Here is a 25,948-nt window from a genome sequence, read left to right on the forward strand (position 1 = left end):
GCCATCAGGCCGGCCTTGGCGCATGGCATGCCCCTCAGACGGGTGTGGTACCGGACAGTATGTTCTCCGGGTCGAAGTCGTAGCGGCAGTGTTCGCCTGTGGGCGTGTCGACCCTGCGCAGGCGGTTGAGCGCGTCATACACCAGCACCCGGCCCTGTTCGTCCTGGATCAGGTTGCCATTGCGGTCATACCGGAGGTCGATGGCCGGTTGCGAAGCAGGCGGGACGATCTTGCTCAACTGTGCCGGGTCTTCGGGATTGTTGAACTCGTACAAGGTCCGCTGCGGTGTCCCGCCTGGGCTCTGGGTGATCACCGAGATGATGTTGTCTATCCCGTCGAAACCGAATGTCTGCCTGGCAATGACTTGCCCGGACGGATCGACAGGTGCTTCAGGGCCATCGCAGGTATAAACCTGCAGCCGGCCGCGCCGGTCGTACAGGTAGGTCTCATGGCGCAGCAGCCTGGCTTCACCTTCGTCACTGCCCTTGGTGCGCTCTTTGAGGATCCGGTATTTCAGGCAATCGAACTCGTCGTAGTCCTGCTCCAGGGTTTGCAAGGTGTCACCAAAATCAAAGGTGCGCAGGATCTCCCGGTCGAATTCGTCGTATTCGAGCAGCGTCGCCAAGGTCTGCCCGGTGCTGACATCCGTGGTAATGAACGAGGCCATGCGCCCGTGATGGTCATAGGCGAAGGCCGTCTCCAGCAGCAACAGTTCCTCGGCTGGCGCACGCCGTAACCGCAAGCGCGCCGCGTCGGGCTGCGGCGCGTAAAGAGCAGTCCTTTCCAGACGCCCGAAACGGTCGTAATCATAGAGTTGGGTCTGGCCCAGCACATCCATATAGGCGCGCAGGCGACTGCGGAAACTGTAGTCGTAGATCATGGTGAACGGCTCGCCACCCACGGTACGCAACTCGCGCTTGACCTCGCCATTGCTGAGAAAATAGCTGCGGTCCACGCTATAGGACGTATTCTCGTCATCCCCGGGCTCTTCGCAATGCGTCGGCCTGGCGTTCTTGGGGTCGAAATCGTAGCGTGCCGTCTTCCCGGCAAGGACCCGTCTGACCGGCTCCTCTCCCAGCGCTGGCTCATAGAAGTACTCGATCCGCGTGCCGTCTGGCGCGACCACCCAATGCGGTTGCCGCTCACCTTGGTCATACTCGAATGTCTGGACCCGACCTCCGGTGGTAGCACTGACTCGCCGCTCGAGACCATCGAAGGCCTGCTCGCCCAGCAGTTTGGCGGTCGCTTCAGTGTTACCGACCTTGATCTTGACTGGCAGGTCGTTGCGGCTGTGCCCGGCATAGGTGCGATACACCGTGCTGACACGATCCCCCAGGCGATGCTCGAGCACGCGGTCGAAGGCGTCGTATCGGTACTCCTCGATACGCTGGCCTACCCCGCTTCCTTGCGTGTCGCGGCTGAGCCTGCCGAGTCCGTCGTATTCACTGGTATGCACGCTGACGCTGGTCTTGCCATCCAGGGCAAAACGCTCGATCCGGGTCGGCTTCTCGAACAGGTTGTTCCAGGTTTCGGTGATGCCGCTGATCCTGGTGCGGCTCAGTTCACGCCAGGTGCGATGCACCGGCCCGCCTTTACTGGCCACCTGGTCGATTTGCTCGACGTCGGTCGTGCCATCCGGGTTCAGCACCGAATACTGCTGGCCCCAGTCGTCGTAGCGGATGTGGCGGGTCAGTTCCAGCAGGCAATCGCCCAGCCAGTCGATTTCGGTTTCCTCGATCAGCTGGTCCAGTTCGTCGTACAGCGCCCGATAGATCGGCCGTGACGCACCGGCGAAGGTCTTGCTGTCCTTGTCCTCGCGCTCTTCGAAAATGGGCCGATTGGCGCCATCGAAGCACGTGTGGGTCTCGATTTGCTTGACGTCATACGCCCACTGCTGGGCCTGTTCATTGTCATAGGCGCAGAGGAAGTATTTGTAGGTTCGCTCCGCCATGAACGGTTTGCCGTGTGCCACGGTTTCACGTGTCACACGGCGCAAGGCATCGTACTGATAGCGGATTTCGGCATCGTTGTCGTCGCGGTTGAGCAGTGGCTCACCGGTTTCCAGCGAATGCTGCAAGGTAATGGTCTTGTGCTCATCGTCACAGCCCACAAGCTTCTCCACGGTCTGCAGCGCGCGCTCGTCTTCCAGCACGCTGTAGTCGTAGTGGGTGACCGTGTCGAGAACCGTGCCCCCATCGCCGGGGTAACTCACGGTCTGCCTGCTGATCCGCCCATAGCTGAAGCGCTCGGCCGGCGCTTCATGGTAAAGCCTGCTGATTCGCTCCAGGAACATACCGGGCGGGCTCCCTGCTTCGCTCAGGGTCTCGCTTTCCAGCAAGCGCCAGGCTTGCTTCAGGGCGCTGCCCAAAGGCGCCAGCTCGCAGTACTGATATTCCTGGATCAGTGTGGGCGCCGCCCCCTGGCCGGCAGCCGGCTTCACGGTCCGGGTCTTCAGGTTGCGTACGAAGCCCTGTTCATCTCCCTCCTCGGCAGCCGTGTACCAGACATTGGTTTCCAGTACCCCGGTCGGTAACAGCCGGCTCAGCACGTTGCCGTGGCTGTCGTATTGGCTGACCTGCCGCTCTTCGCGTTGCCGGCTCGGGTTGCTGATCAGCGACCAACGCTGGGTTTCTTCATGGGGCAGCTGGAAAAAGGCGTCCTGATCCTTGAACGTGCCAGGCTTGTCAGCGTAACGGGTGATGGATTGCAACAGCTTGTCACCCTGGGCGGTGGCTTGCTCAAGAAGCAGATGGAAGCGGTTGAACGTACGCGTGATCCAGCGCACATCTTGCCCTTGCACTTGGTGGATCTCGATCGACTGGTAGGTGTAGCCCTCTGCCACCTTATAAAGGTTGTCCAGCCCATCGTCAGACCATTCAATGGGTTCACCACCGCCGAGGAAGTTGAACGGGCCAGGGTACTTATAAAGCACCACTTTGCCCGCCTGGCCGAAGCGCGCGTCCGTTTCATGGCGGCTCACCCGCGGCAGGTTTCCACGCCCGGCGGCAATTGGAAATTCGTGCCCGCCATCTTCATAGTACACACGCTCGAGCCCGCCATAAGGTGTTCTCGATTCACTCAGGCACAGGTACCCCAGCACCTCTTTATAGCTGAAGCGCCAGCGGGCCCGGTTGCCGGTGGGCAGGATGATTTCACTGACACGGTGGTCGCTCTCGCTCAAGGTCATCTCATAGCGGGCCAGCTGGCCACCGTCATCCCCTGCGAAGGGGTGGCAGCGAATCTCGACACGGCTGTCGTCAATGCGCTTTAGATCCAGCAGCCAGTCATGTTCATCCCATACTTGGTTCAACAACATGTGGCCGTTGCCGAACGGCAGGTAGTGCAGGTAAAGCACGTGCCCAAGCGGTGAGTGCAGCTCCACGGGCAGCGCCACCTCGCCCTCCCCCGAGCCCATCACTTGCAGTATCTCGACCAGCCCGGAGCGGTGCTCCACCCGATAACGTTCGGCGTCGCCAGGCCCGGGCAGGTCACGATAGAGATCGAAGTGCCTGAGCTTCTGTTCGTCCATGGTCAGCCGCGTTCCGGGCTCGGACGAGTTGTGGAACTGGTAGGTTTCACCACTGCTCAAGGTCACGATGCGCTTGCGCACTTGTGTCAGTTGCAGGTTCCAGCCTTTACCGAACCCGGAATCTTCGATGTTCAGGGGGCTGTAGAACAGCCCCAGCTCGAAGCCTGGGCCTTGCAGGTCATTGCCTTTCAGTTCCGGTAACCGGATCGAGACAGTGTATTGCCCGGTGCGCGGGTCAACACCGGTTTGAATATAGGACGAAAAATTGAAGGCATTGGAATGTACCGATGTCGAGGCACTCATCTTTCAGCTCCTTGCGTAGATCAAACAGGTCAGAGCTTTGCCGGCGTTACCGACACGCAGGAAAGTTTGCCTTCGATGTTGCCATGATCATATTCGTCGGCGAGCAGGAGCATCCCCGGGACCACGACCTTGTTTACTTCCGCCCCCCTCAGGGTTTTGATATTGACCCAGGAGGTGCTAGACGGGTTTTTAATTGCTTGCAGTTGGAACCGCCAGTCCCCTGCACTACAGTCTTTTTCGGAAGACAGCCTTACGACTGTCGTCGAAGGAACGTTATTGAATTTAAAGAAGGTGGCCACATTATCCCCACAACCGACGTCCGTCATCTTATAGTATTTCGTACTTCCATCCGTCGTCGGCTTGGGTAGCGTGATGGTACACATCTTGCCACTCGGGTGCTCCGGCTGTTCCATTTTTTGTGCAAATTCGATCGTGCCTCCGGACATCGGCAGAGTTCCTGCATTGGCTGTAAGCGTGGTGCTGCAGGCGACCAGCGAACACGCCAGCAGGCTCATCATCATATGAAGTTTCATGCGCAAGTTCCTCACTCTTTGTCATTCAGGCGGACAATCGAGCCAGCACTGGCCGACGGTCGCGAGGGCACACTGTGTACCAGCACATTGCGGTCGCCGATGGTGTCAGCAGACAAATAATCTATTTGCAGCAGATGCACATTGCCCTTTTCATCGCGCAACTGCACGCGCAATGGCTTGGACATTTTCTTGAATTCTTCCATCTCGCGAACATCGCCGAGGTAGCGATTCATATTGCGGAAGTTGGCGATGACCAATAACCCTGCTTCATATTCATTGGCCACCGACCGCTCATAGTTCAACCCTTCGAAAACCTTGGCAATTGCCGGGTCGAACGAAACGCGCTCCGGCTCGGCCTCACCATGGTTCTGAAAGAGGTAGCCGGTGTAGCTATGGAAGTTCTCCCAAACATACGGACTTTCCCAACGCACCATCGACGCATTGACACCACCGTCACTGTCACTTTCCTTGGCCTTGACGAATTCCGCGGTGTAGAACGTCCCTTTGGTGTAGTCGAGCAACCAGTAATCATCGGTCACCGGATGCAGGTCAAAATCTTCATGCTCCGGATCAGCCCCGCCTGAACTCCCGCCGCCCCCGGCCACACGCTTGCGGACCAACGTGTAATCCGCAGTCTTATAAGGTAGTGGTGTAATGACCTGGACCTCGATGGTGCCATTTCTATGCTCGGTGCTATTGGAGTAGAACCACGTCCCGCTCGCCGCCTGGAAACCCGCATAGAACACTTGCGAGCCGGAGACTCCGCGCCGGTGCAGGTATAAGCTCTCGCGAATGGTACGGTCCTCCACGCCACGTTCCGCTGCAGGCTGCGCCGCCCGCTCATCGGGCCTCATGACCCCTTCATTGGCCAAGACGAAACGGTTTGGCGCCCGGCTGGTGCGCCACACGTTGCCAAATACCGAGCCAATCCCTTCCTCGTTATCACACAGGCCGGCAATCTTCTGCCCCGACCGGTCGAACAGCGTCAAGCTCGCAATCTCCGTTGGGCTCAACTTGTAATCCTTGCCATCCTCTTGATCGGTTGTCACGGTGATCTCGACTTCCAGTTGCTGGAAGCCATTGGACGTCACCGCGCCGCGCGTGCCTTCTGGGCTCTTGCCGACGGTGATGTCGAAACGATTCACCGTCGTCCAACTGTTCAGTGCCCGCACCTGGGTCTCTTTGACCACGCTGTAACCGGCGGCGAACACCACACCATTGCGCACCACTTCACAGGCCACCACGTTGGGTTGTGGCACATTGAGCCCGGAAGCGGTGAACTGGCCCGACGGCGAGACGCTGCCCGGCCCGGCCAGCATCCGCCAGCGCCTGCTTGCATTGGGCATGATCCGGTTCACTTCGCTCAGCTGGGTAGCAACACCGAAGCCAAGCTTCGGCACGAAGGGCGGGTCGAGCGAAACCAGTGGCTGGTTATGCACGAGCACAAGCGCGCTATGGCCCTTTTCGACAGTACTGGCCCGCAGTTGCTGTACGCCCATGATTCGTCGGCCAACTCGCTGATGCGGCACGAACCGCGATCGCCCGTTACCCAGCCGGGCAATCTCGCCCAGTTGCTGCCCCTGCATTTCGAACGAGGCCGAACCTTTGCCTGCATTCCACAACTCGACCCCGTTCGCACTTTGCTGCGGGCGATAGGTGCCCACGGCGGGCATCGCCAGTACTTCCTGGGAAATCACCTGTGCGCGGGCGACGCCGCGATATGTCTGACCCTTTTCCACGTATTCAGCGTGAACGATGATCGTCAGCAGGTCCTGGCCCATTTCTTCGGCTGAAGGGGCTGTGTACAGACCCTTGGCATCGATCGAACCATGGCCTGCGTTATCGTGGCTTTGCGGATTGAGCACCGACCAGGCGCTGGCCTGGATCGGCTGGTCATTGCCATCGTGCAGTACGAACTGCTGCGTCTTGCCCGCGACCACCACGGCGCCCTTGGCCGGCTTCACCGTCAGGCTGGTACGCAACGGGTCGATGTTGCCGAAGATGGCCCGGTCCACCTCTGTAACGTCGTCTTTCTTGATAAAGGCATTGAGGTCAGGGAACAACAGCCGGGCGAGCAGCTCCAGTCCATCCTCGGAGGCGTGGCCAAGCAGGTCCTGGTTCAGCACCAGTGTCGCCGAGTAGTCACCATCGGGCACCAGGTAGAGGTATCTGTCGTCAGGCAGCTGACCTTTGCCCGGCTTGCCACGCAACTCCATGAACACCAGTACCGCACCGTCCCCGTAGTTGTTCGCATCACGTATTCTCGCACCGGCTGCCGCCTGGGTGCGCAACGTGAATTGCGTCGGTGTCAGCGGGCCATAACCCCTGAAGTCCACGGTACCCAGTTCGAACATGGCGCAACGGGCAGGCATTTCAACCATCCAGGCTTCCAGTGCCTTGACCAGTTGCGTGTTGAGGTCAGCTTCATTGCCGAACAGGTTGCTGCTGAATGTCGCGCCTCTGGCCAGGTTGAGCGCAATGCGGCCATAGGGGTCGACCTCTCCGCGCACGGTTTCCAGGTCGACCTCCATCTGCAGCCAGTAATTCAGCGCCTCGGTGATCTCGAAGCTGCCGACCAGCCGGCTGCTGTTGCGCACCGTTCCTTTGATGATGTTCAACGTCAAAACAGCCTTGGAGTTGCTAATCGAAGCATTGCTGAATGACAGCAAGGGCGAGCCGAATTCCAGCCCCTGAACGATCACGGCCTCGTCCACCCCCGCGCGAATCAACGTGTAGCTGAACGGCGGGAGGTAGTTGTTGTCTTCAAGGCGCGCCAGGTATTGCTGCTCCAGCAAGCGGTTGAGCCGGTGCCGGCTGTAGGCCGCGACTGCACCCCAGCCCAGGGTCACAGAGCCCTTGCGCATGATTTCGCGCAGTTCTTCCAGTGAATTGGACATGACTTCAACCTCCAAACGATGGTGATTTGGCCACCCGCAGCCCTGCCGGGTGGGCAGCGCGACGCGCAGCATCGAAGTGCAGGGACAAGGGCAGCAGCAGGCTCAGATGGCCTTCGAAAATGAAGGGCGTATCCGGTAGTGCCCATTTGGCAGTGATCAGCGCGAAGCGCGCATCGCTGTGCGCGGATGCCGCGGAGTATCGGCCTGTGCTTTCGTCGATCTCCCCGGTACCTTCGATTGGCAACTTCCACTGGGTATCAGGCATGACCTGGCCATAGACCCGCCCGCGCAACTGCAGGTCGCCATCCGGCAGCTGCTCGACTTCGATCACCAGTTCAGGCCGGCGCTGGCGTACCAGCACATGGATAGAGCGCGACTCGCCGGTCACCGTGTTGCGCACCCTGACTTCGTCGAGCAGGTAGGTCACGTTGTCTTCAAGCTTGGCACCTGCGGTGTAGGTGCAACCCCTGCCATCGCCGTGGGGCGTGACCGAGCCCCGCCCGGGTTCACCTTCATCGACCACCGACCAGACGAGGGCACCGACCAGCGTGCCCGCGGTAAAGGTCAGGCTGTCCTCGAAGTAACAGACCTGGATCAACGGATTGGCCGTCAAGCTTGCGGGCGACACAGTGGCCATGCTGGTGCTGCGCTGACCGGTAAGCGGATCGGTGGCGATGATCTGGAGCCGCACAGGCTCACCCAGCATGGCGTGCGCGGGGGGTGCGCGGTACTCACCGCTGACCGGGTCGATCCGGCCAAGGTCACCGACGGTACCCGGCAGCGCCTCGCGCGACCACACCAACCCTTCGCGGTGTGGCTCGACGCTGAACGTGTGCCGCTGCGCCGGTTGAAGCAGCATCGGCCGATCGACAATCCGCATACCGGCGGCGCCATGGCCCCTGGCGAACATGGCCATGCCATCGGGTAGCTGGAAGTGGAACGGCAGCAGGCGTTCTCCGCCTGCCAACGACAGGCCTGCCATCACCTGTTCCGGGATCATCGCGGTCAGCTGCCTGGCCAGGCCTTCGAGCACCGCCTGTTTGATGACGAAGGCGACAAACGCACAGATTTCCTCGCGCACTGCCGGCAGCATGTCGGTTGGCAAGCCGCTGACCGGGGTCACCTCGGCCGCCTGTTGCCACGGCCACAAAACCTGGCCCAGCAGCATGCAGCCAGCGCTTTCCTCGGGCGATACAGGTTCATTCAGCGTGAACGCGGTCTGCAGGTCGAACTGGAAGGTCGCCGTGTGGGCTTGCCAGGCGCCCTCGGGCTTGGCTTTGTAACTCAGCCTCAGCGTGCAGTAGGACTTCCAGTGCTGGCGGACTTCATCATGCTCGAAGGTGACACTGAGCGGTGACTGGAAATCCGCCAGGGGTGCCGTCGCCTGTTCATCGACCGCGGCACCCGTGCAGCAGGCGCAGCAGCAGGTCTGGCCATTGCCGGTGGCCATGGGCTGGCTACCCTCGGTGTCAAGCGGCGCCCCGGCCCCCACGGCAATGTCGAATGCCTCGCACGAGAACTTATAGTTGTTGCTCTCATACGTGCTGGGGTGCACCTGCAAACGGCCGGCCTTGGCGTCCAGCCGTTGCAAGGTCTTGTCCAGATCAAAGCGGGCATCGAACGCCCCACCCTCGAGCATCTGCGCCAGGCCGGTGGCATAGGCGGCACGATGCAGGAAGCGTGTCGTCAGCAGCAGTGTACTGTCGACAGGTTGCGCCAGGTCATCGGGGAGCAGGAACGGGTAATCGGACTGTTCGCCGGGAAAGTTGCCCAAAGGGCCATTGTTCACACCCGCGAATACCACCAGCGCAGGCTTGCCACTGGCCTTGCTGACGTGGGTGCGCACTTCACTATGACGGACTTGCAGGTAAGGGTTGGCGGACAGCCCCTGAAAATCCACCAACGGGTAAACCTGCCGGGCGCTGCCCAAGCTACTGACCACATCCTTGAATAGGCGCCCGGCGGCCAGCCGCTGCGGCAAGCCGCCGCCCAGGTCCAGTTCGGTGTCCGTGCCTTCGCGCAGGTCGGCGCGCACCCCTTGGGCATCGGCCGTCAGCGGCAATGTCTGGGTCACCCGCAACGGGTCGAGCAGATCATGCACCGACAGGCCAAGCAGCCCTTCGGTCTTGTCCATGACCAGATGGGTCCCGCCTTCCAGGGCGATGCTCTGCCGGACCTTGGGCGACGTATAGTTCGCTTGCAGTTCCACCAGGGACGGCGCCCCCATGCGGTAACCGGTGAGGATATGGGTGACATCGGAATTGGGCAGGGCGACTTCACCTTCGATGTCGCCCAAGGCGCTGTCCTCGTGGCTGTAATGCGCCAATGCAACCAGGTCATTGATCGGCTCGGGACGTGTGGCGAACGTCAGGTCCCAGTTCAGATGGCTACGGTTTTGCTTCATCCAGGCTGTGATGGCCGAGGAATAATGGGTAGGCATGATGTGGCCCCGCTCAACTGATGTGCTGAAAGGTATTGGTGTGTGACGCCGGGCGATTACCTGCGCGTTGCCCTTAGCGCCGCCTGCTCAAGGTCCTGGTAGGCCCTGGTGTGCTCGCCCAGTGGCAGCGGCAGCACGATGAAGCCCTCGAAGTTGAACGGAAAATCAGGTATGGGCACCCAGAAGGCACGGACCACGCAGAAATGCGCGGGGCTTTCGGTGGCGGCCTGGTAGTAGGGCTTGCCGGTTTCATCCGAGGCGATCCGACCTGGGCCATGCACCACCGACAACTCGCTGATACCCACCTGGCCACCGGCGGTGATCGACAGCCACACCTTGCCTTGCTCGACATCGCGCTGGTCCACCAGCACATCAGCGGGACGTTTGCCGATCATCTGGGTAACGAGGCAGAGGTTGCGGCTTTCACCGGTCAGGCTGTTGCGCACCTCTATCTCTTCGACGATGAACGACCTGTCGGCCAGGTCCCCACCAGGAACGTAGGTGTTGGCCGTGCCCGTCTTGTGCGTCAACGTGCCAAAGGGCTGCGAACCGAGGATGCGCCAGTGCAGTTCACCTGGGTCGATACAGTCGGCCTTGAGGTTGACGCCGGCGTCGCCCACCTGGCAGACCTCCAGCAACGGGCTGATCTGCAGGGCGTTCTTGACCACGGTCAGCAAGGCCGAACTGGCAAACCCTGTGCGCTCATCCGTGGCAGTGACACGCACCCGGGTAAATTCACCGCGGATGCCTGTGGCGCCAGGCGCCAGGTACAGGCCCTTGATGTCCTGGTGGAACCCTCCTGTCTCATCTGTCGAACCCTCTATCCGCTCGACCGTCCAGTTCACGTCGGCTTGCGCTGGGACCGTGGCAAGCTGCAACTTGCCACCATGGATCACCATTTCTTCCAGTGGTGTGGCAGTGAACGTGGTCAGCCGTGGAGCGACCTTGCCGAAACAGGCGATGTCACGCGGCAGGTGTTGTTCATCACTGAGTATCGCGCCGCCGAAATTCAGCTTGATGGTCTGTTCGATCACATCACGCATGTACAGGTCGGTTCGAAGGTCCTTGGCCAGCGCGGCTCTTAACGAGAGGAAGGCACCCTTGGTGGTGACATTGTTGCGAAATGCATTGAAAAAAACGCTGAAACCCCAGATCGCATGCTTTGCGCTCAAGGTTTTTTCAGCGTCCTCAACCGGCGCCCCCCATATTTTTTTCAGATTACCGAGGGAGTATACATCGCTCTTGAAGTGCTCCAGCTTCAAGGTAGCGCCTTGAATGTCTTCTGTGGTCCATTCCCCTTGGATGATCAAGCGAACGTCGCAGGTCCAGTAGCCAATCAACGATTTCCCCCAGAGCCAGGGATGCGGCGTGGCGCTGATTTCGACGTAGTTTTCAAAAACCACGTGAGCTACTTGATCGGCTATCAGCTCCATGAACACTCGATCCTTTGATACACGAAACTTCAGCAGGTCCTTGACCGGCAGCTCCGCGGTGACCGTACGAACATGCGCCTCACAATGAACACTGCCGCGGTCGTTCTCCTCCTCATAACTGTCGATATATCGGTCATCCTGAACGAGGAGCTCGCCCGACACTGCAGTCGCGGTAAGATCACCGTTATCCTCACGCTCGATCTTCAGTTCAAGGTTCTTGAAATACTGCCGCGGGAGACCTTTGACCACGGTTGCCAGCGCGACTCGGTAACGCTCAAGCAGTACGGTCGCCGAATAATCGTCACTGTCATCGGGAATAAGGTAAGGGTATTCCGGGCCTGGCAGGTCCTGCCCCCCGGTACTGGCAACCATGCTGACCAGCCCTACCAACGCGCCGTCCACGACCTCGTCGGTGTTTTCCAGCGGCGCCTTGCCGACCGCAGGATTACGCTGGGTGCGCAGCAGGAACGATTCAGGTCGCAGCAAATCATCATCGCCGTGTTCGATACGGCCGAACGACCAGATGCGCTTCTCATCAGGCAGCGCCCTGAACAGCGCCTTGAAGAAATCGCCTCCCAGCGTGCGAATGCGCGTGGAGTCAGAGAAGGTCAACACAAAGTCGTCACTGTTGCGCAGATCCAGCGTCAGCGATCCGTCGTCAGCCACATACCCAGGCACATCGGACAGTTCGAGCCGCAAGCGCAACTCGGGACCGACCAACGGCTCTATTCGATCGATACGCTGCGGGTACCAATAGCCGCCGACTTGCTTCAGGCCTACCTGATTGCCGCCGAGCACAGTCATGCGCAAACTGGCCCGCGAACTGGTGATATCGACATTGTCAAATGACAAACGTGGATGGTCCAGAATAAAGTTCTGCATATAGACCTTGTAACCATTGTCCGGCGGCGTTTCACCGTTGACAGGGGGCAGGTACGACTGCGTGTTGAAACGCCGTATATATTCCTGGGTCAACAAGGTATCGGACTTGTCTTTCTGGATGAAAAAAACCAAATCGCGCCCCAGCATCCAGTCGTCGGACTTTAATACGTCCAGCACGACCTGTTTTGAATTACCCGACATGAGCCACCTCACGCTTGAATGTATTATCAAGAAACCAGATCAGTATCCACCGAACGGAAATCCCGCCACGTTTCGCCATCGTCGAAACTTGCAGATGCGATCAATCTAAACGGCACGTTCAACTTCAGGCCTTTGAGAAACTCTTTGGGAAGCGTGGCCTCGATACCGTCGTAATATTCGTCCTCTGACACTTCGGTTTTGAGCGGACGCAAGATCTGACTGACGGGCTTGTCCGCTTTCGACGTCCCTTGCACCTCGATGCCCAGCAACTGACCGGGTGCCATGAACGTCCACGGATCCAGGGTGCACACGGCACCACTGGCCGGGACCTTGCTCAATGATAATTTTCCGTCCTCTTTGCCCTGCACCTGGACAAAGGGGTAGTTGTCATTATCGAAATCGACTACCCGCAGCTCGAACTTCTCTGACGTGCGCGGTATTTCGCCTGTACGGGTGACCGAGTAGTACACCCACAAACGCCTGCCCAGATTGGCGGCCATGGCCGAGCGCGGCACCTTGAACAGGTGACGGTCGCCAGAGATTGGCCGCGGGATGATGACTGCACCGGTACTGCCATGGCCTTCCCAGTGCAGGTTCACTTGCGGCGCAGGCAGCTCGCCGTCACCGAGTTCCGCTTCCGCAGGAATTCGCACTTCGGCGCCAGCGGTCAGGTTGAGCGCGTGGACCCAGCCCTGATGCGCCTCGTCCCCCTGCTCCTTCCTGACATGCTTGATTACCGGTAGAGGGAGGTGCAGCTTGCGCTGCAAGACCACTTCCAGTACCTGCGAACGCCTGCTCACACCTTGGCGCGCGAACTCATAGCTGAACACGATTCGCTTGCCGCGGTTGACCTCGCTCTGCAGCCATTCACGCTCCAGGTGAAAAGCCAGGCGCTCGCTGTCCAGCGAGCTGACATCAACGCGCAGGCTGCGCAGCGTGACCTCTGGCCCTATGGCATAGAGCACCAGCGAGTCGCCCAGCGCCAGTTCCGCATAGGCTTCGACCTCCAGCCACAGGCCATCGCGATAGGCGTCGTCATCCGGATCGAGCGTGCTTCCCGTATGCCCGGCGATCCGTGGTGCCGCCAGCAATGGGGCGGGTTGCGGATCGGTCGGCTCGGGCCAGACAATATCGAAACGCTGCACCGGCGACCGGCTGCTGCCGCCATCGGCGAATTCGATGCGATAGTACAAAAAGGCGAAGCCATACAAATAGTTATAGATATCGCCCAGTTCCAGATGCCATTGCAGCGGCTGCCCGAGGTCTGACGCCTTCACCTCGAACTTCTGTTCGATCGGCGTGCCTGACGCGAATTCGTCGTACCAGGGCTCCCAGGTCAGGAAAACCTGGTCGCCGCTGGCCATGGCGGCATAAGGAGCGGTCGCCAGCACTACCCCCTCAGGCTTGAGCGCACTGACATCGATCAAGCCATCATGTGCATCCTGCAGGTGAGCTACTGCTAACGTCCAACTGTCTTCAACCGCCCGGTCAACATAAAAGAACCGCCGCCTGGATTCGTCACCCACAGGGTTACCAGCGGCATTTAGGCGCATGAACGAGTAGAACACCTGGCCACCGCTCAAGTCTCTGATGCGCGGGTTAGCGACCGAAAACATCCAGCGCTGCTGGGGATCCAGGCTCAAGACCTCGCGTGGGACAAATATGTCATCGACCGTGTTATCAGCCCTGCAACCGCGCCAATTGATAAGTATCTGATCGCCGACGTCGATACCGGGATAGGTAATCCAGGTCTGCAATGCTGCGCCGCCTAACGCCTCGTAATCCACCGAGTTGGTGCGTTCATCAAGGTGCTCGATCTCAGGCATGTCCATGTATTCATCTCCGCCGCTAACGGGACCAGACAGTAAGTGACCGTAGATATAGCACCGCGCCTGTGCGCCGACACCTAGCAAAACTACCAGGTGCCAGCAGGCCAAACTTAACTTATTGTCGGGACGTGCTCGCAAGCAGGTGGCTTTGATCCCGCGGAAGCAGCCAGCGGTACAATTCAAACACTGAACGAGAAACTTCACGATGAGTACGGAAACTTCGTTGCACTCCAACGCCCTGAACTTCATGAGTTTCATGGAGAGCGGCGTCGATAGCCGCACCGGGCAGTACACCTTGTCGATCAAACTTCCTGAATTGTCTGCCAATTACTTCTGTGGGCCCGACCTTGAGCTGAGCGTGAACTTCAATCCGCTCAATATCCTCGATTCGGGTTGGGGCAGAGGCTGGAACCTGTCACTCACGCAATATTCCCCGCATAGCAAAGTCATCACCACCCATCGCGGTGAATCGTTCAAAGTGACGGGCAATTCGGGTAAACGCCTGATGATGTCCGAGCAACGCCTGGCGCACTTTCATTTCTACAGGGAACCTGCCGGGCCGGGTGGCGACGCGCGCTACCGCGTGGTGCACCGTTCGGGCCTGGTGGAAATCCTTCAAGAAATGGGCAGCGACGAGGGGCGCATGGCGCTACCGGTGGAGGTCTACTCGGCCACTGGGCACAAGATTGACCTCACGTACAAATCGTTCAACCAGAACTACAAGATGCTCTGGTTGATCAGAGACGCGCATCGCACCCTGCTGGAAATCGAACGCAAAGATGGTTGGATCGAGATGCGCGAACGGCCTGATCAGGGTGACAACGGCGAACCCGTTGCCCTTTATACGATGAACCTGAGCAATACCGACTGGGTCACATCGATCGTACTGCCGACCGATGAGCTGGCCAGTTGGCGCCTGGACTACACAGAAATGCTCGGCCTGCTGTGCGTGAGCAAGGTCGAGCCCCCCACGGGGGCGCGTGAGTACCTGTACTACGAGGACGAAGGCCACCCGTTCCCCGGTAGCGCAAGGCCGCTGAACCTGCCACGTGTCACCCGGCATGTCATCGAGCCGCGCGGTGGCCAGGCCAAGTTCCAGCGCTGCTATGACTACCCGGGGACGAACAACTTCCTGGGTAATGGGGCCGGGGTCGACTGGTCTGACAATGGGCTGGACAACCTGTACGAGTCGGCGAGGTTCGACTTCCAATACCAGAGTATCGAAACCCTGTGTGACGCGCAGGGCACCGAACTGCGCAGCACCACCCGCACCTTCAACCGCTTCCATCTGCTGACCTCGACCAAAACTGTGCAGAACAACAACGTTCACGAGGTCACCACCACCTACAACCTGGTGGAGGGGAAATTCTACGATCAGGACTCGACCCTGCAGCTGCCCATCAAGGAGGAAACTCGCTGGTCGTTGGCCGACGATATCACCCGCAGCCGCTTCGAGACCGTCGAAACCCGCTACGACAGCCATGGCAACATCACCTGGCGCAAGCTGGCCAATGACGTGATCGAGACCAAGTGTTGGTATGGTATCGACGCAGACGAAGGCTACCCCGGTGATGCCAATGGTTTTGTCCGCCACCTCAAGAGCAGCACCACCACCCCGGCCAGCGGCGGTGAGGGGCAGGCGCCTACCCTCACACGTCATTACCGATACCGGGCGCTGGCACCACTGGCAGGCACTGGCTTCACACTCAATCCCATGGTTGTCGAGCACAGTGAAACCCTGGTGGATGAGAGCAACCCGGCACAACCGCTGGAGCAGACGTTCTACGCCTACATCGACGCGCCAAGCTCCACGTTGCTGCATGGCCGCCGATACCAGGAACTGCTCAAGCGCAACCAGACGGAAACCACCACGCAGTACCAGTTCAAGGCGATGGTCGACCCATTCACCCAGCATCAGGTACTGGAAACCCGCAAGACGCTGTTGGGCTTTGACGACACCCAGCGCACGACGGTGCAACGGCACTCGCTGTTGCATGGCGAGAAGCTTTATGAACTCGATGAGAACGGCGTGCGCAGCCAATGGGTATACGACGCCCTGCACCGGGTCAAGGAAGAATGGCTGTCGCCCGATACGCCGTTCGCGGCCAGCCGAACCTACGCCTATGCGCTGTGTGCCAGCGACGATCACACTGCCTACTATCGCGTCAAGAACGCCCGCGGCATCACCACCGAAACCGAACTGGACGGGCTCGGCAGGCCGGTCATCGAACGCCGCGACAACATCCTCGAGGCCAGGCCTGGCAGCTTGTTCGAAACCCTGGCCATTCAATACGACACCTTCGGCAACCGAATCGAGGAACGTGTTACCGACTGGCTGGAAGGCAAGCAGTACCGCCAGCTGACGACCAGAACGCTGTACGACGACTGGGGCGAGGAGTGCTGCAGCATTGGCCCGGACGGCGTCGAACAGCACAACCTGCTGGACCCGATCGGCAACGCCACCCACAAGGGCGCAATCCGCTACAGCTGGCGCGAAGGCGGGGACGTGCAAGCGCGTACCCACCTGCTCAACCGCAACGGCAGGCGCGTGCGGTTCAGCCGCGAGGCACGGGCCATCAGCGGCAAGACCGAGACCTGGCTCAACCGCTTCAACAAACCGGTATTGCGCAAACGCCTGGATGCCCTCGATGAAGTCGTGGGCGAACGCCGCTACAGCTATGACGGCCTCGGGCGCACGCTGAGCGAAACCGATGAGCGCAACACCACCACTTGGTTCACCTACGACGCCCATGACCGGATGCTCACCACCCGGCAGCCGAACAACACCCTGCTCAGCCTTGCCTACGCCGAACATTCCAGCGAAAACCTGCCAGCCAGACTGGTGGTGACCCCGGCCAATGTGCAACTGCCCGCCCGCCAGATCGGTGCCCAGTACCATGACGGCCTGAACCGGCTGATCGGCGCCACCACCGCTGACCGGATCCAGTACTTCGTGTTCCGTGACGGTGAGTCGATGCCGCGCCAGCGCATCACCCCTGCCGGAGAAACCATCGAGCTGGACTATAACCCGCAACTGACCGATGAGCCGATCAGCAGTACCGCGCCCGAGGACCTGGCCCGCTTCGCCTACGACCCCACCAGCGCGCGCTTGCTGAGTAACGAAAATGGGCAAGGCAAGCGGCGTTTCGATTACAACAAGGCCAACCAGGTGATCGCCGAGCATTGGGATGACAAGGACAGTGGCAAGACCTGGAGCCGAACCTATATCAGCACCTTGCAGGACCGCGTGACGCACATCGGCGAAGCCAATGGTGTCGATACCACTCACGAATACGACGCCCATGGCCGCTTGGCTTCCACCCTTCAGGGGCAGCTGCAGGCAAAGTTCGAATACGATGACCTGGGTCGCGTGCAATTCATCACCAGCCATGACCTGACCGGCAAGCGGTCGCTGCAAACCGAGATCGAATATGACGACCAGGACCATGAGGCCAGACGCATCTGGCGCCAGGCCGGGCAAGTGGAACGCACGCTGGAGACCCGCTGGGGCGAGGACGAACTGTTGCTCGAGCGCACCCTGCAGGTCGACGGCAAGTCGCGACTGGTCGAGGTCTTCGGTTACGACAACCATGCGCGCCTGAACAAGTACACCTGCACGGGCCCTGACCTGCCCCGCGATGAGCTGGATCGCAGTATTGCCTCGCAGGTGTTCAGCTTCGATGCCTACAACAACATCCACTTCATCACCACCAGCTTCACGGGCGGGCCCCGGCCGGAACGGGCCGAATTCGTTCGCGCCGACCGCGACGCCTGCCAGTTGCAGCGCATCAAGTACACACCCGCGCGCGCACTACCGGACCCTGAGTTCAGCTACGACGCCAATGGCAACATGACCCGCGACGAGCTGGGCCGCACGCTTCGCTACGACAGCCAGAACCGGCTGCTGGGCCTGAACAACCCCGGCGCCACCGATACCTACGGCTACGACGCCAACGGTACCTTGGTCAGCAGGCCCGAGGCCGGCAAGCGGACGCTGCTGCTGCATGACGGCCTGCGTTTGCGCATGGCCGTGCGTGACGGCCTGCAGACCCTGTACCTGCACCACGGCGAGCAACCGCTGGGGCAGCAGCAAAAAGGCAGCGGTGCGCAATCGCCGCTGCTGCTGCACACCAGCGCCAGCCACAGCGTGATCGCCGAGAGCCAGGCCGGCAGCACCCGTGGCATTCGCTACACCGCCTATGGCCAGCGCCACGCCGACGAACCGCTGCTCTGTGACCTGGGCTACAACGGCGAAGCCCTCGACCCGGACAGCGGCTTGTACCTGCTGGGCAGTGCCCGCCTCTACAACCCGAGCACGAAGTGCTTCCACAGTGAAGATCCCGGCGGCCCGTTTGGCGAAGGGGGGCTGAATTACTACGCCTATGGCGACAACAACCCGGCGATCTACCGCGACCCGACCGGGCATTACAGTATTGGTTATAGCGGACAGAGCCGGTCCCTGGACGACCTGAGAGTGAAACAGTTCACACCGCGTGTCGTTCTGGGCGTGATGGGCTGGATCGGCCTGAGCGTCGGCATTCTCATTGCAGCCGTTGCCTCGGTGGCAGCCATCGTAATGACCGCGGGTGTGGCAGCGCCAGCGATGGCGGCCGCCTGGAGTGCCGCCGGCGGTGGCCTGGCGGGTACAGGTGCGGCAATTTCAGCAGGGGTATCGGCGATTGCTGCGGTATCGCTGGCCACCGGCATCAAACTGGCCTCGGGGATCGCTGCGGCCACGCTTTCGGTTGGCGGCACGGTGGTACAAACGGAAGCGATCCTTTCAGGCCATGAAACGCGGAGCAATATTGGGGCAATTCTGAACTATGCAGGTGCTCTTGTAGGGGTGGCGGGGGGCGCGATTGGGCATCTCGTAGGTTCAGTTACGAAAGCGCTATCGCGCGTTGGCATGTATGTATTGGCACAGTCTGCGGCGGGACCCGTCGTCACCAGCACGTTCAACGCGACGCTGTCTGCAACAACCGCAGCGGCCAGTGGACTCTCATCGATAAACATGTGGAGAGGAGCCTATCCAGCTCCCTCCCCATTACCCAGCAGACTTGCATGGCTAAACCAGTTCAGACAACCCCACCCCGGTCCAAGTACATCCACAAGAATCTAGTGAGTTCAATCCACTCACCCCATACAAGCAAAAGCGACATACAAACTCAATCGTGATTACACAATCACCGCTAAAAAAAGCGGTATCAAGCGCTGCTGACCACAATGTAGATTTTGTAACTGGAGAGCACACATGAAAGCACTAAACTTTCCTGGTTCCGACAGACTCACTAAATCCCGGCGCAAGTATCTGAAGTTACAAGATGCCCTTACCAAAGCGGCACGGGCTGAATTGACCGAGCCCGACGTCCAGGGCATTGTCGACCGCAATGACGGCACATTGCACAAAGACTGTTTGAAAAGCGACCTGATTGTCGAAATCCCCGAATGGCCGTTTCTACCCGAGGATCCTGGGGATTACGTGACACTGCAGCTTCAGTTTGCCTTGACCGGTGCAGAGGGCGCTTACACGGCCATAGGGCCTGTCGAACGTTTCGACTACCCGCTGACGTCCGACATGTTTCCGCTCGAACTGTCGTTCCCCCAACAGTCCATTCCACGCAACGGCAAACTGTGGATTCGCTACGAGCTTTATGACCATTTGCCCAACCGTTTTCTCTCAAAGCCGATCGAATTGATCTGCGACAGCGTTGCACCTTGGGGTGATGAGCCGGCCCCCCCGCTGATCCCGGTGCTCCCCGTCACAGGCATCATCAACAAGGACTACCTGACCGCCAAAGGCGGCATAGAGCTGGAAATTCCGGCCTATCCGGACAAGGTAGCGGGCGACAACTTCCAGCTTTTCTATCTGAAGGAGTGGCCCGAGGAGGACGCGGACTACGAAAACCCGGTCGCCGTGGGGGCGGTCCCTGACGACCTCAAGATCACCCTGCCGGCAGATGTAGTCACGCCCTTGGGCGATGGCAGGTTCTACATCGTCTACTACCTGTTCGACAAAGCATTCAACCGCAGCCGCATCCGCTTGCCGGCCACGGTCGATGTGGTGCTGACCGACGAGCCCGCTGCCCTGCAGCTGCCAAGGGTACCACTCGCGCAAGATGACGGTGTGCTAAGCCTGGCAGACGCACAAACCAAGGCGGTATTCGTGGAGGTCGATGTTTACGACAATCACCAGCACGGAGACCGGATCGCGGTCAAGTGGGGCTCCAGGCCGCTTGACAAGGAACAGGTAGGTTCACGCGGATTCCCTATCCCGATCCGCGTGCCCGATGAAGTCCTGCGTGACGAGTATGGCAAGGCTACCGGCGTGGTATCTACCCCGGTCAGTTATCAGGTCCTGCGTGGCGAAGCCGCCTATGGCCCTGCAGCCGACAACTTCGCTGTCGACTTTTCCGTGGTCGGCCCAGAACGCCCTGACCCGGACGACGGCTGGCCGGACCCGGTCAACGACAAGATGCTCGCCCCACAAATCATCAGTTTCACTGGCCAGACAGACGCAATCATCCCGGCCGACCGTGGGCAGGAGGCCTCCCTGACCTTCGAGGTTTTCGAAGGCGCGGTCGACGGCCTGGTGGTGGATTTCTACTGGGGCGGCACGCGGGTGACCGAGGCACAATGGATTGTCGATCAGGTGCCCGGCACCGAGAAGACCGTCACGATACCTTGGGACTATATCCAGGATGCGGGCAACAACCCGGCGTTGCCCGTGCATTACGCCGTTCACAGCGGGGTCGAGCCGCGCAACGAGCAAGAGTCGATTATCAAGTTCGTGGCGGTGTCGGCCATCGACATGACCCCCGACGATCTTGAGTTCCTCGGCGTGACAGACCGCGGCTGGCTGAGTTGTGCCTCGATCTGGGACCCCGCCAACCCCGGTGCGGCCCCGGCGATCAGGGTCCAGGTACCGCCCTGCAGCCGCTTCAATGTCCCGCCGAACACCACGATGCGGCTGACCTGGGTGGTGTATGACGCCACGTCAGGCGGCAACCTGATTCCCGGGCTCGAGAAGTCAGAACCGGTGATGTTGAGCGCGGAGCAGATCAACAACGGCTTTGTCTGGCGGGTCGAGCCCTACGACGTGCACATCCAGCCGATCTTTGGCGTTGCGCCGACGGGCGGACGCGCAGAGGTGAGCTACGTCATCGAGATGCCGACGGATATTGTTTCCGACCCCACTACAAACAGAATCAATATTTCCGACCAGAGCACGGGGGGCTCCTGTGACTTGAACATGCCATAAGCCACTACCAGCAGCGGCCTGCAGCCAGGGCCGCTGCCGTCCGGCAAAGCAAGAATTTTCGCTTAATTAAGTAGGGGTTTTCCTACATTTATTGCGAATTGGCGCGCCTAACCTCGCGGTATCGAGATCCTTCTCTCATCAAAAAGGGAAGGGCCTTACAGCAAATGTTCGTTTGGAGGTTACCCTCATGCCAATTCGCCTTCTTCATACCCTTCGTCAATGTTCACGACCTGCTCAGCTCATGCTGGCCGGCCCACTGCTTTTTGCCAGTGCTGCCTATGCGGAAAACCCCATCCACGACGATACCCAGCTCGATGCCAACAGTACGCCGGACAGCTTCCGGGTATACGGCCCGGCTGTGCTGACCGCCACCGGCGCGACAACCTTTCAGATCGCCGCCGAGGCAGGCGCCACGGTGAACCTGACAGACAGCCGGGTCACCGCCGAAACCAATGCCAATGGCCTGGCGCTGATTGGCGCCAGTGCCACCGTGCAAGGCTCCACCATCCGCAGCAACACCCGTGGCCTGGCGCTGAATGCGGCAGGCGCTGGCAACGGCGCAAGCGCCATCATCCGTCACAGCGTGATCGAAGGTGGCACGCAGGGCGCAACCATCAATGCCAGCGCTGCCGAACTGCAGCGCAGCGAGCTGTGGGGCAGCGGTGACAGCAGCGAGGGCGTACGCCTGCTATCCGGCACCCTGGTTGCCAGGGATGGCAGCACCGTCAGCGGCGGCAACTATGGCGCGCGCATACTCGATGACAACGGGCGCGGATCCACGCTGGTGGTCGACAACAGCCTGATCGAGGGGCGCAACGGGCCGGCGATCGCCGTCGGCCGCGGTGCCGGTGCGCCGGCATCGGCGCAGATCGATGTGCTCAACGGGGGACGCCTGAACGCTGGCAGCGGTGTGCTGCTGCAAGTGGCGGACGATGCCTCTGCCACCCTGCGGGTCAACGACAGCCACCTGGTCGGCGATATCGTCGTCGCCAGCGGCGGTAGCGCCAACGTGCTGCTGGACAACTTCGCCACCCTGAAGGGCCGGCTGGACAATGTCGCCAGCCTGGGTCTCAGCAGTGGTAGCGAATGGACCCTGGTCGAAAACAGCCAGGTGACCGACCTGACCCTGGATCACGGTGCCGTGCGCTTCGGTGGGCCTGGGGAATTCTTCACCCTCTCCGTGGCCAACCTCGCCGGTAACGGCACCTTCATCATGGAGGCCGACTTCAGCACTGCACAGGCCGACTTCCTCAATGTAACCGGCAGCGCCAGCGGCGACCACCAGCTGCTGATCAGCGCCAGCGGCAGCGAGCCAGCGGCGGACAACAGCCTGCACGTGGTACACAGCGCCGCTGGCGATGCGCAATTCTCGCTGCAGGGCGGCCCTGTCGACCTGGGCGCCTATTCCTACGACCTGGTGCAACGCGGCGGCAACGACTGGTACCTGGACGCGACCACCCGCACGGTCAGCCCCGGCACTCAAACGGTGATGGCATTGGCCAACGTCGCGCCCACCATCTGGTACGGCGAACTCGGCGTGTTGCGCAACCGCATGGGCGACGTGCGCCGCAACCCTGGCAAGGCCGGTGGCTGGGTGCGCAGCTACGGCAACCAGTACAACGTTTCGGCGGCCTCCGGCGCGGCTTACCAGCAACAGCAACAAGGCCTGTCGATCGGCGCCGATACGCCCCTGGCAGCGGGCGATGGCAACTGGCTGGTAGGCATCACGGCCGGCTACAGCCATTCCGACCTGAACCTCACCCGCGGCGCGTCGGCCAGCGTCGACAGCTACCATGCCGGTGCCTACGCCACCTGGCTCGACGCCGACAGCGGTTACTACATCGACACCGTGGCGCGCATCAACCAGTTCCGCAACCAGGCCGACGTGCGCCTGAGCGATGGCAGCAAGGCCAAGGGCGACTACCGCAACCTGGGCGCCGGCGTGTCGCTGGAAGCCGGGCGCCATCTGCTGCTGGCCGATGACTGGTTCCTCGAACCGTTCGCTCAGCTGTCCGGGCTCGTGGTCCAGGGCAAGGATTACAGCCTGGACAACGGTATGCACGCCGACAGCGAAAAGACCCACTCGCTTCTGGGCAAGGTTGGCACCACGGTCGGGCGCACCTTCAGCGCCGGTTCAGGCCGTAGCGTACAGCCCTACTTGCGGGTGGCGGCGGTTCATGAGTTCGTCAACGACAACCAGGTGAAAGTCAACGACAACCGCTTTGGCAGCAACCTGTCCGGTTCACGCGGGGAGATCGGTGCCGGGGTGGCGGTCGCCTGGAGCGACAAGTGGCAGGCTCACGCCGACTTCGACTACAGCCACGGCAGCAAGCTGGAACAACCCTGGGGCGTGAGTATCGGCGCCCGTTACAACTGGTAGACACACAAGGGAAGGCCACGTGCCTTCCCTTTTTTCATGAGTGATGGAGAACGTTCATGACCAGCAACAAGCATTCCGCTAGCCCCAGCGTTCCAGTCCCAGAGCTGGACACCGCCCTCCTCATTCCCCCGACCGTGCCAAAGCTGGTGCCCGATGTCGAAGGGGGAAGATCCAACACGGTCGAATTCCGGGCAACCTACCTGCCCCTGAGGGTAGAGTTCAAGCAGTGGGCAAACTCGCACCCGGAAATTGAGGACGAGTATCTTTCCCTCTACTGGAATGATCAATTGGTCGAGAAGAAGACCTTCAGCCAACCCATCCGGCCTGAAGAGCTATTTATCATGGTGCCGGTCGACAAGTTGATTGAAGGCCCGCACCGACTGCACTACGAGGTGGTGATCTATACCGATAACCTTGCGACTTCGCGGCCGCTGGATATCTACATCGACAAGACGCCGCCAATGCTCGACCCGGATGATGATCGCCTGGGGCTTCCCGAGTACGTGATTCGCGAAGGCGTCACCGAGGAGTACCTCAAGGCCAACGATGATGAGCTTGTCGGCACAGTCCCGCCAATCCTGGGTGCGGAGCCCGGCGACGTCGTGAAGTGGTTTTTCAGCGACGACCCTGTCGGCCAGCAGATGGTCGACATGATGACCTTGACCCAGGAGCACATCGAAACGCGGGGCACGCAAAGTATCAGTAAGCCGATCGAACTCATCTTCCCGGGCAATTTCATTCGGCAGGCCGGAAACGGCGTGCGCTTCGTCCGTTACGAAGTGCAAGACCGGGCCGGCACCGCCCCTCAACGTGCCCTGGCTCGCTCGTTGATGGCGGACCCTTCCCCGCCACCGCGCGAATTGCCACCGCCACGCATCAAGGAGGCGCTTGGCAGTGATTACTTCAGCACCCTTGACCCCGCCAAGGCGACCAGTGGCGTGACATTTGTCATCCCGGACGATGCGGATATCAGGCCGAATGAAACCGTCACCATTTTCTGGGGCGAGCCTGGCACGCTCGGCGGTTACTCCACCAGCACGCCGATCACACCGGGCGCACGTGAATACCTGATCCCTCGCGTACATATTCCGCCGCACATGAACAGCCGCGCAGAGCTGTATTACCAGATCGACAAACCTGACGTCCCCCCTTCCCCTTCGCATTACGTGACGGTGCGCAGAATCGAAGGCCTGCCCATCGTGCAGTGCAGCGATATCCGCAACGGTGCGCTGAACCTGCGCAGCATGGGCGATCACGCCACTTTCACCCTGGACGACTGGTCGTTCCGTCATACCTCGCAGTACGTAAACGCCTGGATCGAAGGCGTGGACCGCCGCAATCCTTCGGTCGAGATCACCTTGCCCATCGCCACCGGGCTGAAGGTGCCCACCGAGGCAGGCATGATGGTGCTGGGTACAGTGGCGAAAACCGATCTGTTGAAGCTGGCGATCAACTATCAGTTCCGGGTATCGGTCGAAGTGACGTTCGACGACAAGGTGAGCTGGTTGCCATTCCCCGATGCGGCAGCCCAGCTGGAAGACAAGGCATAGCGCAGGGCAAAAAAAAACGCCACTCGAAAGAGTGGCGTTTTCTGTATCTGGAGCGGGAAACGAGACTCGAACTCGCGACCCCGACCTTGGCAAGGTCGTGCTCTACCAACTGAGCTATTCCCGCAATGTGAAGCTTTACCGCTAATCGGCGTGAAGCGCCTTGACGACCTTCACCACCACTGCACCGTGCGAACGCCACAGTATTTAAACTGGAGCGGGAAACGAGACTCGAACTCGCGACCCCGACCTTGGCAAGGTCGTGCTCTACCAACTGAGCTATTCCCGCATTTGGCGTCCCCTAGGGGACTCGAACCCCTGTTACCGCCGTGAAAGGGCGGTGTCCTAGGCCACTAGACGAAGGGGACACACAACACTTTTCAGTGCACCAGCACCTGAACCTCACGATTCAGACTGGATTTTTATTTCCTGCCCCGCCGTCAAGCGTTGCCGGAGAATCTGGAGCGGGAAACGAGACTCGAACTCGCGACCCCGACCTTGGCAAGGTCGTGCTCTACCAACTGAGCTATTCCCGCATTGGCGTCCCCTAGGGGACTCGAACCCCTGTTACCGCCGTGAAAGGGCGGTGTCCTAGGCCACTAGACGAAGGGGACACGCTGCTGGCATTGCTGCCTGCTTTCACTCCCTGCCGCGTTTCGCTGTGTGCTTTACGCTGCAAGTGGCGCGCATTCTATGGATGCTTGAAAGGGTCGTCA

The 25,948-nt window shown here is 60.3% G+C and carries 10 protein-coding genes and 5 tRNA genes; 4 read left to right on the forward strand and 11 right to left on the reverse strand.

All coding sequences use genetic code 11. From position 1 onward, the window contains the following. Positions 1 to 34: 34 nt before the first annotated feature. From L6D64_RS13690 to L6D64_RS13715, 6 genes are read right to left on the reverse strand one after another with little or no spacing between them, the layout of a single operon-like run. Positions 35 to 3,832, reverse strand: coding sequence for an RHS repeat domain-containing protein (locus L6D64_RS13690; protein ID WP_176507648.1), 3,798 nt, complete (start codon positions 3,830 to 3,832; stop codon positions 35 to 37). A 29-nt stretch (positions 3,833 to 3,861) separates the two neighbouring features. Then, the gene (locus tag L6D64_RS13695) at positions 3,862 to 4,365 is read right to left on the reverse strand and encodes a hypothetical protein (RefSeq protein WP_176507649.1); all 504 of its coding nucleotides are present in this window, start codon (positions 4,363 to 4,365) and stop codon (positions 3,862 to 3,864) included. Between the two features lie 11 nt (positions 4,366 to 4,376). Further along, complete coding sequence (locus L6D64_RS13700; RefSeq protein ID WP_176507650.1) at positions 4,377 to 7,262, reverse strand: hypothetical protein; 2,886 nt, start codon at positions 7,260 to 7,262, stop codon at positions 4,377 to 4,379. A gap of 4 nt (positions 7,263 to 7,266) precedes the next feature. Further along, the gene (locus L6D64_RS13705) at positions 7,267 to 9,702 is read right to left on the reverse strand and encodes a hypothetical protein (protein WP_176507651.1); all 2,436 of its coding nucleotides are present in this window, start codon (positions 9,700 to 9,702) and stop codon (positions 7,267 to 7,269) included. A gap of 56 nt (positions 9,703 to 9,758) precedes the next feature. Continuing rightward, positions 9,759 to 12,218 carry a hypothetical protein gene (locus L6D64_RS13710; RefSeq protein ID WP_176507652.1) on the reverse strand — a complete coding sequence of 820 codons (2,460 nt, stop codon included), beginning with the start codon at positions 12,216 to 12,218 and terminating at the stop codon, positions 9,759 to 9,761. A gap of 26 nt (positions 12,219 to 12,244) precedes the next feature. After that, positions 12,245 to 14,050 (reverse strand): hypothetical protein, encoded by a 1,806-nt coding sequence (locus tag L6D64_RS13715; protein WP_176507653.1) that lies wholly within the window; start codon positions 14,048 to 14,050, stop codon positions 12,245 to 12,247. Positions 14,051 to 14,252: 202 nt separating this feature from the next. Here L6D64_RS13715 and L6D64_RS13720 point away from each other — a divergent pair, with 202 nt between their 5' ends. The 4 genes from L6D64_RS13720 (at position 14,253) to L6D64_RS13735 (ending at position 25,235) form a co-directional block, all read left to right on the forward strand. Next, the gene (locus tag L6D64_RS13720) at positions 14,253 to 19,166 is read left to right on the forward strand and encodes an RHS repeat domain-containing protein (RefSeq protein WP_176507654.1); all 4,914 of its coding nucleotides are present in this window, start codon (positions 14,253 to 14,255) and stop codon (positions 19,164 to 19,166) included. Between the two features lie 132 nt (positions 19,167 to 19,298). After that, positions 19,299 to 21,305 (forward strand): hypothetical protein, encoded by a 2,007-nt coding sequence (locus L6D64_RS13725; RefSeq protein WP_176507655.1) that lies wholly within the window; start codon positions 19,299 to 19,301, stop codon positions 21,303 to 21,305. Positions 21,306 to 21,492: 187 nt separating this feature from the next. Then, on the forward strand, positions 21,493 to 23,685 hold the full coding sequence (locus L6D64_RS13730; protein ID WP_176507656.1) for an autotransporter outer membrane beta-barrel domain-containing protein: 2,193 nt from the start codon (positions 21,493 to 21,495) through the stop codon (positions 23,683 to 23,685). 56 nt (positions 23,686 to 23,741) lie between these two features. Continuing rightward, positions 23,742 to 25,235, forward strand: a complete 1,494-nt coding sequence (locus L6D64_RS13735; RefSeq protein WP_236192467.1) for a hypothetical protein — start codon at positions 23,742 to 23,744, stop codon at positions 25,233 to 25,235. A gap of 48 nt (positions 25,236 to 25,283) precedes the next feature. On the opposite strand, the gene L6D64_RS13740 is transcribed toward L6D64_RS13735, so the two are convergent. The 5 genes from L6D64_RS13740 to L6D64_RS13760 all read right to left on the reverse strand — a co-directional run bounded on the left by L6D64_RS13740 (position 25,284) and on the right by L6D64_RS13760 (position 25,846). Further along, a tRNA-Gly gene (locus tag L6D64_RS13740) sits at positions 25,284 to 25,359 on the reverse strand. Positions 25,360 to 25,445: 86 nt separating this feature from the next. Beyond that, positions 25,446 to 25,521: transfer RNA gene (locus L6D64_RS13745), tRNA-Gly, on the reverse strand. Between the two features lie 3 nt (positions 25,522 to 25,524). Next, positions 25,525 to 25,600: transfer RNA gene (locus tag L6D64_RS13750), tRNA-Glu, on the reverse strand. Positions 25,601 to 25,692: 92 nt separating this feature from the next. Further along, positions 25,693 to 25,768 (reverse strand) — tRNA-Gly (locus L6D64_RS13755). Between the two features lie 2 nt (positions 25,769 to 25,770). Next, a tRNA-Glu gene (locus L6D64_RS13760) sits at positions 25,771 to 25,846 on the reverse strand. Positions 25,847 to 25,948 lie beyond the last annotated feature (102 nt).

It is taken from the genome of Pseudomonas urethralis, from assembly GCF_021602465.1.
Taxonomy (GTDB): domain Bacteria; phylum Pseudomonadota; class Gammaproteobacteria; order Pseudomonadales; family Pseudomonadaceae; genus Aquipseudomonas; species Aquipseudomonas vlassakiae.